This is a genomic window from Mesorhizobium sp. P160927, assembly GCF_057766385.1.
In genome coordinates, this window is record NZ_JBYMDW010000001.1 from 4,470,943 (window position 1) to 4,485,682 (window position 14,740).

Below are 14,740 nucleotides of genomic sequence, written 5' to 3' on the forward strand. Positions count from 1 at the left end.
TTGAAAAGCCGCGCACAAGAAGGCGTCGGAGGAAATGCGGGAGGACGCCGCTGACAAGCTCACGGACGCGCTACGCATGCGGCTTGTCGGTGCTGACCACGGACGAGCCCGACCCGGATGTCTTCGCACGAGCGGTAGCCGCCGAGGCCGCCGCCATCAATGCCGGCTTTGCCCTCGTGTTCTTTTCCCAGAGCCTGATCGAGGCCGGCGCCCTCTCACGGGCACTCTCGGCCCACGCGCCGTGTCTCCACCATGCAGGCTGTTCCACCGCCGGCGAGATCACGCCGCAGGGGCTCGAGGAAGGCCATATGCTGGCGATGCTGCTGCCCTCGGCGTCGTTCACGGCGGTCAGCACGATGGTCGACAATCTGTCGACGTCGGGCATGGACAGGATCACCGAAGAGGTCGAGGCCCTGCGGCGCACACTGCGCGCCCGGCTCGGCGGCGAGCAGACCCGCAACACCTTCGCGCTCTGCTTCATCGACGGGCTGTCCTATGCCGAGGAAGCTGTGAGTTCGGCCATCCACTGGGGTCTCGACGACATACCGCTTCTTGGCGGCTCGGCCGGCGACGATTTGAAATTCGAGACGACGCGCCTGATCTCGAACGGCACGGTCACTTCGGACAGCGCCATCATCGTGCTGGTCGCCACGGAAATTCCGTTCCACGTCTTCAAGACCGACAATTTCGTTCCCACCGACGAAAAGCTGGTGGTGACCGCGTCCGACCCTGATCACCGCGTCGTGCGGGAATTCAACGCCACGAATGCAGCGGAGGAATATGCCGCTTCGGTCGGGATCCTCCCACAGACCCTGACACCGTTGAGCTTCGCCTCGCATCCGGTGGTGGTGAAGGTGGGCGGAGAATATTACTGCCGCTCGATCCAGAAGATGCACGCGGATGGCTCGCTGTCGTTCTTCTGCGCCATCGACGACGGTGTAGTGCTGTCGATCGCCCAGCCCAAGGACATGGTGGACGCGACACGAGCGGCATTGCGCGAGGTCGAGGAAAGGCTTGGCGGCATCGATATGATCCTTGGCTTCGACTGCGTGCTGCGCCGGTTGGACGCACGCAACAGGCAGGTCTTTCGCGACATTTCGGAACTCTACCGGGTCAACAATGTCATCGGCTTCGGCACCTACGGCGAACAATATCGGTCGATGCACCTCAACCAGACTTTCACCGGCATCGCTTTCGGCGACCGCCAGGCGGCTGAATAGAGCGGCGCAACAGCATGCCGCTCAGGGACATAAACGATCTCGACAGGCTGAAGAAGATCAACGCCGCCCTGGTCAGCCGCGTCGAGCGCTCGATGGACCAGCAAGGCAATGCCTTTTCGCTGTTCCAGACCGCGATCTCGCTGGAAAGCCGAGTGCGTACGCGCACCGAGGAACTGCATTCGACGTTGCGGCGGCTGGAGCAGTCGAACATCGACCTCAGCGCCGCCAAGGAAAACGCCGAACAGGCGAACCTGTCCAAGACACGGTTCCTCGCCGCGGCCAGCCACGACGTACTGCAGCCGCTGAACGCCGCCCATCTCTCCGTCTCCGCCCTTGCCGAGGTGCAGACCAGCGATGAGGGAAAGAAGCTCGTGCGGCAGGTCGAGCGCTCGCTGGAAACGATGGAAGACCTGCTGCGCACCTTGCTCGACATCTCCAAGCTCGACGCCGGCGTGGTCCAGCCCGACATTGGCGACGTCAGCCTGGAGGCGCTGTTCTCGTCGCTGCGCTCGGATTTCCAGCCCGTGGCGGAATTGAAGGCACTGTCGCTGAAATTCCGGCCGGTCAACGCCGTAGTCCGTTCCGACCGAACTCTTCTGCGCCGCATCCTGCAGAATATTCTCTCCAATGCGCTGGGCTATACGCGCTCGGGCGGCGTCCTTGTCGGCACACGCCATCGCGGCGACACCATCCGCATCGATGTCGCCGACACGGGCTGCGGCATTCCCGAGGATCAGCGCGAAGCGGTGTTCGAGGAGTTCCACCGCGGCACCTTGCCGGCTCCTGCCGAACTCGACAGCGGCGGTCTTGGGCTGGGGCTCGCCATCGTGCGCCGCATGGCCGGCGCACTCGGCCATCCCGTGACGTTTTCATCCAAGGTCGGACGCGGTACCATCTTCCACATCGATGTCCCCGTCGGCCTCGGCGCGCCCGCCGATGCCATCGCCAGCGCCGCTAGCATGGAGCGGCCGCGCGGCTACGGCCTGTTCGGCAGCAAGGTGCTGCTGGTCGAAAACGACGCCGAAGTGCTGGAAGCCATGACCTTCCTGCTCGAACGCTGGCAGTGCCTGGTGCGCGCCGCGACCTCGACCGCCGATGCGCTGGACATGCTTGGCGACACCGACTGGGTGCCCGACATCGTCATCGCCGACCAGCACCTCGACGGCGGCGATCTCGGCACTGCTACCATATCGGAGGTCCGCGACTATCTCGGCCGCGCCGTGCCGGCGCTGATCGTCACCGCCGACAGCTCCGAAGCCGTGGCCAAGGCAGCACGGGCCGGCGGCATCGAACTGATGCGCAAGCCGGTGAAGCCGGCGCAGCTAAGGGCACTGTTGGCGCATCTGCTGGCTTAGCGGGAGGGTTTGGTTCAAAACCCTACCTGATCCCGAAACAGCTCGGCACTGTCGAGTTTCGAGACCTCGATCACCGCTTGCGTCCGGCTATACACATTGAGCTTGCGCAGGATCTCAGACACATGCGCCTTGACCGTGGTCTCGCCGACCTGCAGCTCGTAGGCGATCTGCTTGTTGAGCAGGCCCTGGCGCAGCATCTGCAGCACGCGCAATTGCTGCGGCGTCAGCTTGGAAAGCCGCTGCACCATATCGGCGCGATCGGTGCTGTCCGCCCCCGGCGGAAGGCCCTCATAGGTTTCAGGCACATAGATCGCGCCGTCCATCACCGAGCGAATGGCGGCGGCGAGATCGCTCTTGCGCGCCGATTTCGGAATGAAGCCGGCAGCGCCGTAGGACAAGGCCTCGGAAATGATTCTCGGCTCCTCATGACCCGACACGATCACCACCGGCAGGCGCGGATAGCGGGTCCTGAGCTGCAACAACCCCTCGAAGCCGTGCACGTCGGGCATGCTGAGGTCCAGAAGCGCAAGGTCGAAAGGCTTTGCGTCGGCCAGCAAGTCCAGCGCCTCGGCGATCGAGCGCGCCTCGACCGTATCGACCTCGGGATAAGCCATTTGAACGGCGCTGTGCAGCGCCTCGCGAAACAGCGGATGATCGTCGATGATAAGGAACCGGGCGCGATCGGTAGGGGCTGTCATGGGGCTCGTTCCGGTTTACCGGGCACACCATAGTCTCCTGACCATGGCCGGATTATTGGCAAATAGTCTATCGCCGTTGAACAGGATTCATCGCTGCAGAAAGTGATCGGAAGCCTGGATTCCTTATACAGCCACGGCGAAGGCCACGCTTTATGAAAAGCGACGCCTTGCCCGCCCCCGGAAATCGGCCGAATGTGCCGCCAACTCCCCATCAAACGCAGAGACCGTCATGACCGCCTTTGTCCTTCCCGCCCCGCCAACGCCTTCTGTCGCCATTGCGGGTTCCGGCGAACGCTTTGCCGTGCGGCGCATTTTCTGCGTCGGGCGCAACTATGCGGCGCATGCGCGCGAGTTCGGCAATGACGATCGCGATCCGCCCTTCTTCTTCACCAAGCCGGCCGACGCGGTGGTCGATTGCGGCACTGATATCCCCTACCCGCCGCTGACCGAAAACCTCCACTTCGAGATCGAGCTGGTGGTGGCGATCGGCAACTCAGGCTTTCGCATTGCCCGCGGCAAGGCGCTGGATCATGTCTGGGGCTACGGCGTCGGCATCGACCTCACCCGCCGCGACCTCCAGGATGCCGCCAAGAAGGCGGCGCGGCCCTGGGACTGGTCGAAGGCCTTCGACCGTTCCGCGCCCTGCGGCCCGCTGGTTGCCGCGGAGAAATCCGGTCACCCGACGAAGGGGCGCATCTGGCTCGCCGTCGACGGTGTGGTGAAACAGGATGCCGACCTCGCCGAACTGATCTGGCCGGTATCGGACATCGTCTCGATCTGCAGCGAAGGCGTGGAATTGCAGGCCGGCGACCTGATCTTCACCGGCACGCCCGCCGGTGTCGGCGCGATCAAGCCGGGTGAAACGATATCAGGCGGTGTCGATGGCATCGGCACGATCGAAGTGACGATCGGCCAACGGAAGTGACCGTATGAGCGACATTGTCCTGCACAACTACTTCCGCTCCTCCACCTCGCACCGGGTGCGGATTGCCCTGGAGATGAAAGGTGTGGGCTATGACTACATCCCGCATCACCTGCGCCATGGCGAGCATCTCGAAGCAGCCTATCTCGCGGTCAATCCGCAGGGGCTGGTGCCGGCACTGATCTGGAGCGACGGCATGCTCCTGACCCAATCGCTGGCGATCATCGAGTTTCTCGACGAGACCATACCTGAACCCCCGCTATTGCCGAAGGATCCGCCGAGCCGGGCACGAGTGAGAATGCTGGCGCAGATGATCGCCTGCGACATCCATCCGGTGAACAATCTGCGCGTGCTGACTTCGCTGCGCACTCTGTTCGGCGCCGGCGACCAGGATGTCGCCAACTGGTTCCGGCATTGGGTCAATGAAGGATTTGGGCCACTCGAAAAATTGCTCACGGCGTCGTCCGAAACCGGCGCATTCTGTCATGGCGAGGCGGCGGGGCTGGCCGACATCTGCCTTGCCGCGCAAGTCACTAGCAACGCCCGCTTTGGCGTTGATTTGACGCCCTACCCGACAATCGCTCGTATCAATGCCGCCTGCATGGCGCTACCCGCCTTCCAGAAAGCCGCGCCACAAAACCAGATCGACGCCGAATAGAGTTGTCACCGACCCCGACTTCAAGGCGCGCCGGGCACACATACGCGGTCCAAACGCCGCGCTCGAACCGATTTCCGCTTGACCAGACAGGGAATCGGCTATCGTTTCCCTGAGTCCGTGCAAGGGTGGAGTTGCCGATGAAAGCCGTCGTCTTTGAACAGTTCGGCGAAGCGCCGACGATCCAGACCGTGCCAGACCCGAAGCCGGCGGCCGATGGCGTCGTCATCAAGGTCGAGGCGACCGGGCTTTGCCGCAGCGACTGGCACGGCTGGATGGGCCATGACGCCGATATCCGCCTGCCGCATGTGCCGGGCCACGAACTGGCCGGCGTCGTGGTTGCCGCCGGCAAGCACGTCACTCGCTGGAAGGCGGGCGAACGCGTCACCGTGCCGTTTGCCGTCGGCTGCGGCCACTGCTTCGAATGCACATCCGGCAATCACCAGGTCTGCGAACACCAGTCCCAGCCTGGCTTCAACGCCTGGGGCTCGTTCGCCGAATATGTCGCTATCGAACACGCCGACACCAATCTCGTGCGCCTGCCCGATGAAATGGAGTTCGCGACGGCCGCCAGCCTCGGCTGCCGCTTCGTCACATCGTTCCGCGCCATTGTCGATCAGGGCCGGGTAAAGCCCGGCGAATGGGTGGCGGTGCATGGCTGCGGCGGCGTCGGCCTGTCGGCAATCATGATCGCCAGTTCGATGGGCGCCAATGTCATCGCCATCGACCTCACCGAGGAGAAGCTGGACTTCGCCAAACAGATCGGCGCCGTGGCGACCATCAACGCTTCGACGACACCGAACGTCGTCAAGGCCGTCAAGCAGATCACCGATGGTGGCGCTCACATGTCGATGGACGCGCTCGGCCATCCGACGACGTCCTTCAACTCGATCGCCAACCTCCGCCGGCGCGGCCGTCACGTGCAGGTCGGCTTGATGCTGGGCGAACACGCCCGCCCGCAGGTGCCGATGGACAAGGTGATCGCCTTCGAACTCGAAATCCTCGGCACTCACGGCATGCAGGCCTATCGCTACCCCGCGATGATGGAGATGATCCGCCACGGCAAGCTCAAACCCGAACTGTTGGTCGGCAAGAAGATCAGCCTCGACGAAGCGCCAGCGGCCTTGATGGCGATGGGCGGCTTCGAGGGTATCGGCATTGGGGTGGTGACGAAGTTCTCGTGAGGGTCGGGATCGCTATGCAGCCGCACGGCGCGGCAAATCCTGCTTGGCAAACTTCTTCGCGCCGAAAACGCAAAGCACCACGCCGAGCGTGACGACGATCATCATCGGACTGACCTGTTCATGCAGCAGCGTCGCCGCTAGTGCGAGCCCGAAGAATGGCTGCAGAAGCTGCAACTGCCCCACCGCCGCAATGCCGCCTTGCGCCAGGCCGCGATACCAGAACACGAAGCCGATGAGCATGCTGAACAGCGAAACATAGCCAAGACCGATCCAGGCATTGGAGCCGACGCTGGCGAAGGATGGCGGCAAGGTCGCAAAGGTCAGCACCAGCATGACCGGCAGGGACAGCACCAGCGCCCAGCAGATCACTTGCCAGCCACCGAGCCTGCGCGACAGCGCGGCACCCTCGGCGTAGCCAAGGCCGCAGGCGATGATGGCCGCCAGCATCAGTCCATCGCCGGCCGGCGAAGCCGTCACGCCTTGCGCAAGCGCAAAGCCCGCCACCAGGGCACTGCCCAGGCATGAGAACAGCCAGAAGGCCGGCCGGGGCCGTTCACCGCCGCGCAGCACGCCGAAGATCGCGGTCGCCAGCGGCAGCAGGCCGACGAAGATGATCGAGTGGGCCGAGGTGACATGCTTCAGCGCCAATGCCGTCAGCAAGGGAAAGCCGACGACCACGCCAAGCGCAACGATGATGAGCGACAGCAAGTCTTGACGCCCGGGGCGCTTCTCACGAAACACAAGCAGCAGCGCGAGACCGAGCAGGCCGGCAATGACCGCGCGGGCCGATGTCAGGAATATCGGATCGAGATCCATCACCGCCACGCGCGTCGCGGGCAACGAACCGCTGAAAATCAGCACGCCGATAAATCCGCTCACCCAGCCGCTCGCCGTCTTGTCCATCGCAGGCTCCGTTTGTCTCGCCCTCTATTGGGCCTGCAGCTATGGCGCCACCAGAGACAATGCAGTACAATTCGACAAAACTGTCATGGTTTCTGGAAGGTACAGATGGATGAAGCAGTCAGGCTCGACAGCGGCGGAACTCTCGTCGAAGGGGTCATGGCCGCCATCCGGCAGCGCATTGCCGCGCGCAGCCTGACGCCTGGAGCAAGGCTGCCCTCGATCCGCGCTTTCGCCAAATCCATGCAGGTGTCGAAATCCACGGTGGTCGAGGCCTACGAACGGCTTGCCGCCGAAGGCGCGATCCGTTCGCGGCCCGGTTCCGGTTTCTATGCCGCCGGGGCGCTGGCACCGCTGTCGCTCGCTGAGATCGGTCCCCGGCTCGACCGTGCCGTCGATCCGCTCTGGGTCTCGCGCCAATCCCTGGAGGCTGGCGACGAGGTCCTGAAACCCGGCTGCGGCTGGTTGCCGGCTTCATGGATGCCGCAGGCCGGGCTGCGCCGGGCATTGCGCACGGTCGCGCGTGCCGAAGATGTCGCGCTTGCCGATTACGGCACGCCGCTCGGGCTGCCGCCGCTGCGGCAATTGCTGGCGCGGCGCATGGCCGGGCACGGCATAGAAGCCACCCCCGACCAGATCATGCTGACGGCATCGGGCACCCAGGCCATCGACCTCTTGTGCCGGTTCCTGATCGAGCCCGGCGACACCGTGCTGGTCGACGATCCCTGCTACTTCAATTTCCACGCTCTGCTACGCGCCCACCGCGCCAAGGTCGTCAGCGTGCCCTACACGCCGTCGGGGCCGGACATCGAGCTGTTCGCCCAGGCGCTCGCCGAACACCGGCCGCGCCTCTACATCACCAACTCGGGCATCCATAACCCGACCGGCGCGATCCTGTCTCCGGTGACGGCCCATCGTTTGCTCAAACTGGCCGACCAGTCGGATCTGACCATCGTCGAGGATGATATCTTCGCCGACTTCGAGCACATTCCTGCCCCAAGGCTGGCGGCGTTCGATGGCCTTAGTCGCGTCGTCCAGATCGGCAGTTTCTCCAAGACACTGTCGGCGTCGGTTCGCTGCGGTTTCATCGCCGCGCCCCGTGACTGGATCGAGGGCCTGACCGATCTTAAGATCGCCACGACTTTCGGCGGCGGACGGCTGGCGGCCGAACTTGTGCTGATGCTGCTGAAGGACGGCAGCTACCGTAAGCACATGGACTTGCTGCGCGCCCGCCTTTCGCGGGCCATGGGCGAGACCAGCGCCCGGCTGAAAGCGATCGGCATCACACCCTGGATCGAGCAGCCGGCCGGACTGTTCCTGTGGTGCACCCTGCCGGAAGGCGTGGATGCGGCCGAAACCGCCCGCCGTGCGCTCGCTGACAACATCGTGCTGGCGCCCGGCAATGCGTTCAGCCTGTCGCGGTCCGCCAGCCGCTTCCTGCGCTTCAACATCGCCCAGTGCGCGGACGAGCGGATTTTCAAGGTGCTCGAAACGGTGATGGCTCGCTGACATCGCACGCGCCTCCCGTTGCCTGGAAAACTTCAGGCTGCTAGTCGACTGCTCGCACATTCGAGGGAATGTCGGCGCAATCATTTTTCGGGACGGCGGTATGGCCTGGCGGGTCGCCGTTCAGGCCCCTGCCCGCTTGCGGCGCTCGTAGAGCATGACGAGTGTTTCAGCTATCAGCGCCGGCTTTTCCTCGCCTTCGATCTCGACCGTGTTGTCTGCCTTCATCAGATACTGGCCCGGGCCTTTGTCTTCCATGGAAAGCAGTGTCGTGCGCAGGCGAATGCGTGCACCGACCTTGACCGGCGCCAGAAAACGCACCTTGTCGAAACCATAGTTGAAGGCTGCCTGCGTATTCTCGGGCACGATCCCCATTTCGAGGGCCAGCGCGCCGATGATCGACAGCGTCAGATATCCATGCGCGATCGTGGTGCGGAACGGGCTTTGCCGCCGCGCCCGTTCAGGATCGACGTGGATCCATTGATGGTCGCCGGTGCATTCGGCGAACTGGTTGATACGGTTCTGGTCGACCGTGGTCCATTCCGAGACGCCGAGCTCCTGTCCGGACATCGTTCTCAGCTGCTCGTAGGTTGGCGGCGTTTTAGGCCGTACTTCCGTCATTCCTGCTTTCCCGATCGCTTCCGAAGCTTCCGGACCACGAACCGGCGGCCTCTGTCAATTCGTCCCGCGCAAAATCCGTTCCGGCGGATTCGCGCTCACTCGTGGCATGTCTTGCCAGGCGATGGCAGGCGAATTGGGTCTTTTCCGACCTTTTCGGACTGGCGGGAGCTTATGGCGTGGCGCTAATGCAACTGTGCGAAAGGTTGCGGTATCGGGAACGGGGTGTGCCCGGCCGAGAGCGGAACGACAGCCCATGAGAACCTACTTCTCCCCGTAACCGGCGCGGACCTCCTCCATCGCCTCCTTGATGCGCGCGCGCAGGATGTCGATCGATTCTGCGCCTGATTTCCTGGCCAGCTCAGCCACTTCCCCGGCGTTCTTGAGCGCAGCCTCGAAGGATTTTCTGGCAAACTCCGTCTGCTTGGCCATCAACTCCTGCGGATTGCCCGATGCGCGGTAGCTCTGCGCCATGTCGGCGATTTCACGCAGCGTGTCCTGCAGCATTTCGCGTTGCCTAGACAACAGCGAGGACGTCCCAGCCGCCCCGGCACGCGCGGATTTCTCCAAAGCTTCGAGATTCTTGCGGTGATGCGCAAGAATCGCTTCGACATCCACATTCGGCACCTTCAGGTCACGGCCGAACCTGCCGAACATTTCCACGAAGGAATCGGATTCCGATTGTCTGGCCATGATTCTCATCTCCCCTTTGCCGCGGTCGCGGTCGCCCTCATCGAGGAGAATAGCACTCGAACGCCTCGTGTCCATTTCGAACACGGGCCTAGGCGATCGATAGGGATCAATTGACTGGGAGCAGCAACTCGATCGTGTAAAGTACGATGCCCGCCAGCCCGCCGATGATCATGCCGTTGAACCGGATATATTGCAGGTCCCTGCCGATGTTCATCTCGATCAGGCGTGTCAGTTGGGCGAGGTCCCAGCGCTTGACCTGGTCGGCGATGAATTTCGACACACCGCTCTTCTGGCTCTCGACAAAAGAGGCGAGCGCCACCACGAATCCTTGGTTCATGTCGGCCCGGATCTGCGCGTCTCCGGCAAGATGGCGGCCGACTTCGACGAACATGTTGGCTAGATGCTCCCTGATCAACGAATTCGGCGCCCTGGCGTCCTGCTCGATGAACAGGCTGAGGCTCTCCCACAAGTCGCTGGCCAGCGCCCTGATTTCGGGTCTGGCGAGGAAGTCGCGCTTCATTTTCTCCGCTCGCCTGGCATATTGCTTGGACGTGCGCAGCTGCTCGACGAAACCTTGCGCGAAACGGTCGAACTCGGCACGCATCGGGTGGTCGGGATCGGCACGCACCTCGTCCAGCAAGGAGCCGGCCGAAGCGACGATCTTCTTCAGGAGATAGGCGTCGGCCCGGAACAGGTTGAACAGCGACGGCAGTTCCTCGCGGATCTTGTCGCGCATCGTCGCCAGCGCCTGTTCGTCGTTGAGAAACCGGCCGATGACCTTGATGAATTCGTCAAACAGCTTCTGGTGGCGGCGGTCGTCGGTGAGCGCCGACAGAAGTTCGGCCGCAAGCGGTGCCAGCGGCACCTTTTCGATCTGTTCGAGCATGCGGCTGGTGACGAAGCCGCGCAGACCGGATTGTTCGACGGCGGCAAGCGTCCGCGGCACCAGCCGCACGACGAAACGCGACAGCCCGGCGGCACGTTCGGCATCGGCCAGCCAATCGGCCACGAGCGCCGAAAAATCAACTTCGGCGAGTTTTTCACGTACCGGTTCCGGCGCCAGGAAATTGACCTCGATGAAACGGCCGAGATTGTCGGCGATGCGGTCCTGGTTTTCCGGGATGATGGCCGTGTGCGGGATCGGCAGCCCGAGCGGCCGTTTGAACAGCGCCACCACCGCATACCAGTCGGCGAGGCCACCGATCGTTGCCGCCTCGGCAAAGGCGGCCACGAAGCCGAGCCATGGATAGCTGCTCTGGAAAGACTTGGCCAAGGCAAAGACCACCACGCAGAGTGCCAATGCCGCCGTGGCGACGAACTTTGTCCGCCGTAGCGCGGAAAGCTTGTCGCCAGCGTCGGCATCGAACCGCACTGGCGCCAGGGGTTGGTCGGACTGAGCCATGGATGGGCCGCTCCTCGTCTATTTCAGGCCTATCTAGTGCCGCGGCCGGAATGCCCGTGGCAGCCGGTTTGTCTGTCCCGGCTTTTGCCCGGTGACGCACGTAAAGTTGACGAGCCTATTCATCTATGATGCCCGGCTAGTCTGGAATTATTCCAAGGTATAGGCCATATTCCGCCGAAACCAGTGCAGCGATCCGGATTCCGGACGAGGGCCGCGCCAGCAAAGTTTAGAATCTGGCGTGGTTGCATCAGATCAGCGCCGAGTGAGGACAAGATGCGGCTTACGCGCCAAACCAACTATGCCATGCGCATTCTGATGTATTGCGCCGCCAACAATGACCGGTTGAGCCGCATCCCGGAGATCGCGGCCGCCTATTCGGTGTCGGAACTGTTCCTGTTCAAAATCCTTCAGCCTCTGGTCGAGAACGGCATGGTAGAGACCGTGCGCGGGCGGAACGGAGGGGTACGGCTCGGTCGTGCCGCCGAATCGATAAGCCTGTTCGACGTCGTGCGCGTGACCGAGGAAAGCTTTGCCATGGCGGAGTGCTTCGAGAACGATGCCGCCGAATGCCCCCTGATCGACAGCTGCGCGCTGAACTCCGCATTGCGCGAAGCGCTCAACGCCTTCTTCGATGTGCTTGCCCGCTACACGATCGCCGACCTCGTGGCGGCACGGCCGAATGTGCGCGCCCTTCTCGGCATCGACATGCTGACGGAGCGCCGCGCCCCGGCGGCTTGATCACTGCCGCGTCGCGCGAGGATCGGCTGAATATCAGCTGACGGACGATTGCGGGAGCACGAACGGCATGTTGCCGGGCGGCAGCACGCCGACCTTGAGCCGGCAATCGAACACCTTCTCGATCAGCTCATCACTCAGCACGTCGTGGGGCGAGCCGCTCGCGGCCAACTGGCCGCGATGCATCACGAAGATGCGGTCGGCGTACACGGCCGTCAGATTGAGGTCGTGCAGGATCGCAACCACGCCCCCGCCCCTTCTGGCGAAGTCGCGGGCGATGTTCATGATGATCAGCTGGTGCTTGATGTCGAGGCTGGACACCGGCTCGTCCAGGAACAGATAGCGCGGCTTGCCGTCGAGCACCGGTGCCCAGACCTGGCACAGCACGCGCGCAAGCTGGACACGCTGCTGCTCGCCACCGGAAAGCTCCTGGTAGAAGCGGCCGGCAAAACCGTCGAGATCGACCCGAGCCAGCGCCCGTTCCGGTAGGCGTCCGTCCTCGCCCGGCAGCACGCCCGAACGGCCACCGACCAGGCCAAGCGTGACGACCTCCCGCACAGTGAAAGGAAACGACAGAGTCGTCGCTTGCGGCAGCACGGCCCGCTGGACGGCGACCTCCACCGGCTTCATTGCCGCGAGGTCGCGGCCGTTGAGAACGATGCTTCCGATATAGGCGAGGTCCCCCGACAACGCCTTCAGGAAGGTCGTCTTGCCCGAACCATTAGGGCCGACGATTGCCGCCACCTCGCCCGGCCGCGCATCGAAATCGACACCGGCAACGATTCTCTTGCCGGCGATGTCAATCGAAACATCCCTCGCCTCGATCATTCCAGCCTCACAAATCGATCACGCCGCGCTTGCGCAGCAATATCCACAGGAAGAACGGCGCACCTGATATCGCGGTAACGATGCCGATCGGCAGCTCGGCCGGCGCCACGATGGTGCGGGCGACCGCATCGGCGAGCAGCAACAACGAGGCGCCGAGCAGCGCCGATGCCGGCAGCAGGTAGCGATTGTCGGGCCCGATCAGCAGGCGCAATAGATGCGGCACGACGATGCCGACGAAGCCGATGCCGCCGCTGACGGCGACGGAGGCGCCGACCGCCGCCGAAACGCCGATGATGGCGGTGTATTTCAGCCGCTGCACCGGAATGCCGAGATGGCCCGCGGTCGCTTCGCCCAGCGCCAGCGCGTTAAGGCCCCGTGCCAGGAACGGCATCGCCGCCAGTGCCAGGACGATTATGGGTCCGACGGAAGCGATCTTGGCCCATGTCGCACCGCCGAGCGATCCCAGTGACCAGAAGGTCAGGTCGCGCAGCTGGCGATCGTCGGCCATGAATATCAGTGTTCCGGTCAGCGCCATGGCAAGTGCCGCCAGGGCTATGCCGGCGAGCAGCATGGTGGCGACCGAGGTTTGGCCCCGTCGCGTGGCGACCTGATAAAGCGCCAATGTGGTGACGAGACCGCCGACGAACGCCGCAAGTGGCAGTGCAAGCGTCCCGAGCAAGGCGGTCACTGGGGCCACCGCGGTCCCGCCAAGCACGATGATCACCACCGCGCCAAGGCTGGACCCTGCGGAAACGCCGATCAGTCCGGGGTCGGCAAGCGGATTGCGGAACAGCCCTTGCATGACGGCGCCACAAACCGCGAGCGCCGCACCCACCAACATGCCGAGGATGATGCGTGGCATGCGGATGTAATAGACGATCAAGCTGTCGCGGGCGTTGGGCGCCGCATCGCCGGGGGCGGAGCCAAAGAGCCAATCCCTGAAGACGGTCACGGCGGATGCATCCGACGCCCCGGATGTGAGCGACAGCAAGACGGCGATCGCCAAGCACACGCTCAGCAGAAGGATGACGGCACGGGCGCGGCCGGAACGATCCCCTTCGGATGCCCTCGTCGCCTTCACCGGACCGGCGATCGACTGGTCGGCCATGATGCTCGGTCCGTGACCTGTGCGCCATAGAGAGAAACGGCGAGATCGTGGATCGCGTCGGCCGTGCGCGGCCCGAAGCCGAGTAGATAGGCGCCATCGATTCGGATCAGCTTGCGCGCCGTTCCGGCCGGCGTTGAGGCGATGGATGGATTGCCGAACACTTCGTCGTCCGAGACCGGCGGCCCGGCATTGCTCATCATCAGGATCACGTCCGGCCTGGCGGTGATGATCGCTTCGTCCGACATTTGCTTGTAGCCGGAAAAGCCTTCCACCGCATTGACCCCGCCCGCCAGCTTGACCATGCCGTCGGCAGCGGTTTCGCTACCGGCCGCCAGGATCTTGCCACCCTGCGTCGAGAGAATAAACAACACGCGCTTGCGCTCCCTGATGGAGGCTGTCTGCTTTTCGGCGGCTGTGAGTTTCGCATCGAGCGCCTTGGCCAGCACCCCGGCCTTGGCCTCGACCCCGATCGCCTTGCCGACAATGCGAACCTTCTGGAGGATGCCTTCGCGGTTGTACTGCTCGGGCACTTCGATGAAAGGAATGCTCGTCTTCTTCAGCACGTCGACGGCTTCCCTGGGGCCGCTGCCGTGCAATGCCACTATGCCTGTCGGATTGACCGACAAGACGCCTTCCGGCGACAGCTGGCGCATGTAACCGACATCAGGCAGGTCGAGCGCGGCCTCTGGATAGAGGCTGGTGGAATCACGCGCCACCAAATGTCTCTCCTCGCCAAGCGCATAGACGATCTCGGTGATGGACCCGCCAATGGCGACGATCTTCGAAGGATCGGGAAACACCGAAACGCCTTCGCTTGCGCCAGCTGGTTGCAGCGCGGCGAAAGCCATGGAAAGGCCGATTGCACAACCGATCATCGATCCGCGCAGGGCGGACGGTCTCGAAACAAAACGCATCA

The 14,740-nt window shown here is 63.5% G+C and carries 15 protein-coding genes; 7 read left to right on the top strand and 8 right to left on the bottom strand.

Features of this window, described 5'->3' with window-relative positions:
• Positions 1 to 83 precede the first annotated feature (83 nt).
• Both AC3CB8_RS21840 and AC3CB8_RS21845 read left to right on the top strand, forming a co-directional pair.
• The gene (locus tag AC3CB8_RS21840) at positions 84 to 1,220 is read left to right on the top strand and encodes an FIST signal transduction protein (RefSeq protein WP_031240927.1); all 1,137 of its coding nucleotides are present in this window, start codon (positions 84 to 86) and stop codon (positions 1,218 to 1,220) included.
• 14 nt (positions 1,221 to 1,234) lie between these two features.
• The gene (locus tag AC3CB8_RS21845; RefSeq protein ID WP_023791632.1) at positions 1,235 to 2,575 is read left to right on the top strand and encodes a hybrid sensor histidine kinase/response regulator; all 1,341 of its coding nucleotides are present in this window, start codon (positions 1,235 to 1,237) and stop codon (positions 2,573 to 2,575) included.
• Positions 2,576 to 2,589: 14 nt separating this feature from the next.
• Here AC3CB8_RS21845 and AC3CB8_RS21850 read toward each other — a convergent pair whose 3' ends face one another.
• Entirely contained in the window at positions 2,590 to 3,273 is a 684-nt protein-coding gene (locus AC3CB8_RS21850) for a response regulator (protein WP_023769928.1), read from the bottom strand.
• Between the two features lie 229 nt (positions 3,274 to 3,502).
• Here AC3CB8_RS21850 and AC3CB8_RS21855 point away from each other — a divergent pair, with 229 nt between their 5' ends.
• The 3 genes from AC3CB8_RS21855 (at position 3,503) to AC3CB8_RS21865 (ending at position 6,034) form a co-directional block, all read left to right on the top strand.
• Positions 3,503 to 4,198 (top strand): fumarylacetoacetate hydrolase family protein, encoded by a 696-nt coding sequence (locus AC3CB8_RS21855; protein ID WP_023769927.1) that lies wholly within the window; start codon positions 3,503 to 3,505, stop codon positions 4,196 to 4,198.
• A 4-nt stretch (positions 4,199 to 4,202) separates the two neighbouring features.
• Positions 4,203 to 4,853: a maleylacetoacetate isomerase gene (gene maiA / locus AC3CB8_RS21860; protein WP_023769926.1), complete on the top strand. Its 651-nt coding sequence runs from the start codon at positions 4,203 to 4,205 to the stop codon at positions 4,851 to 4,853.
• A gap of 137 nt (positions 4,854 to 4,990) precedes the next feature.
• Positions 4,991 to 6,034 carry a zinc-dependent alcohol dehydrogenase family protein gene (locus AC3CB8_RS21865; RefSeq protein ID WP_023769925.1) on the top strand — a complete coding sequence of 348 codons (1,044 nt, stop codon included), beginning with the start codon at positions 4,991 to 4,993 and terminating at the stop codon, positions 6,032 to 6,034.
• Between the two features lie 12 nt (positions 6,035 to 6,046).
• On the opposite strand, the gene AC3CB8_RS21870 is transcribed toward AC3CB8_RS21865, so the two are convergent.
• Positions 6,047 to 6,937, bottom strand: coding sequence for a DMT family transporter (locus AC3CB8_RS21870; RefSeq protein WP_023769924.1), 891 nt, complete (start codon positions 6,935 to 6,937; stop codon positions 6,047 to 6,049).
• A gap of 105 nt (positions 6,938 to 7,042) precedes the next feature.
• On the opposite strand from AC3CB8_RS21870, the gene AC3CB8_RS21875 reads away from it, so the two are divergent.
• Positions 7,043 to 8,443 carry an aminotransferase-like domain-containing protein gene (locus AC3CB8_RS21875; RefSeq protein ID WP_352564807.1) on the top strand — a complete coding sequence of 467 codons (1,401 nt, stop codon included), beginning with the start codon at positions 7,043 to 7,045 and terminating at the stop codon, positions 8,441 to 8,443.
• Positions 8,444 to 8,563: 120 nt separating this feature from the next.
• Here AC3CB8_RS21875 and AC3CB8_RS21880 read toward each other — a convergent pair whose 3' ends face one another.
• From AC3CB8_RS21880 to AC3CB8_RS21890, 3 genes are all read right to left on the bottom strand, one after another.
• Positions 8,564 to 9,061 (bottom strand): MaoC family dehydratase, encoded by a 498-nt coding sequence (locus tag AC3CB8_RS21880; RefSeq protein ID WP_023769922.1) that lies wholly within the window; start codon positions 9,059 to 9,061, stop codon positions 8,564 to 8,566.
• Between the two features lie 261 nt (positions 9,062 to 9,322).
• Positions 9,323 to 9,751 carry a phasin family protein gene (locus tag AC3CB8_RS21885; RefSeq protein ID WP_352564805.1) on the bottom strand — a complete coding sequence of 143 codons (429 nt, stop codon included), beginning with the start codon at positions 9,749 to 9,751 and terminating at the stop codon, positions 9,323 to 9,325.
• Between the two features lie 106 nt (positions 9,752 to 9,857).
• Positions 9,858 to 11,153: a DUF445 domain-containing protein gene (locus AC3CB8_RS21890; protein WP_352564803.1), complete on the bottom strand. Its 1,296-nt coding sequence runs from the start codon at positions 11,151 to 11,153 to the stop codon at positions 9,858 to 9,860.
• 273 nt (positions 11,154 to 11,426) lie between these two features.
• Here AC3CB8_RS21890 and rirA point away from each other — a divergent pair, with 273 nt between their 5' ends.
• On the top strand, positions 11,427 to 11,891 hold the full coding sequence (gene rirA, locus AC3CB8_RS21895; protein ID WP_023783150.1) for an iron-responsive transcriptional regulator RirA: 465 nt from the start codon (positions 11,427 to 11,429) through the stop codon (positions 11,889 to 11,891).
• A 33-nt stretch (positions 11,892 to 11,924) separates the two neighbouring features.
• Here rirA and AC3CB8_RS21900 read toward each other — a convergent pair whose 3' ends face one another.
• Genes AC3CB8_RS21900 through AC3CB8_RS21910 form a run of 3 tightly spaced genes read right to left on the bottom strand, consistent with a single transcriptional unit; the run spans position 11,925 to position 14,738 of the window.
• On the bottom strand, positions 11,925 to 12,716 hold the full coding sequence (locus AC3CB8_RS21900) for a heme ABC transporter ATP-binding protein (protein ID WP_023783149.1): 792 nt from the start codon (positions 12,714 to 12,716) through the stop codon (positions 11,925 to 11,927).
• A 7-nt stretch (positions 12,717 to 12,723) separates the two neighbouring features.
• Positions 12,724 to 13,824 carry a FecCD family ABC transporter permease gene (locus AC3CB8_RS21905; protein ID WP_352564801.1) on the bottom strand — a complete coding sequence of 367 codons (1,101 nt, stop codon included), beginning with the start codon at positions 13,822 to 13,824 and terminating at the stop codon, positions 12,724 to 12,726.
• Complete coding sequence (locus tag AC3CB8_RS21910) at positions 13,794 to 14,738, bottom strand: heme/hemin ABC transporter substrate-binding protein (RefSeq protein WP_352564799.1); 945 nt, start codon at positions 14,736 to 14,738, stop codon at positions 13,794 to 13,796. Before AC3CB8_RS21910 ends, AC3CB8_RS21905 begins: the two co-directional genes overlap by 31 nt.
• Positions 14,739 to 14,740 lie beyond the last annotated feature (2 nt).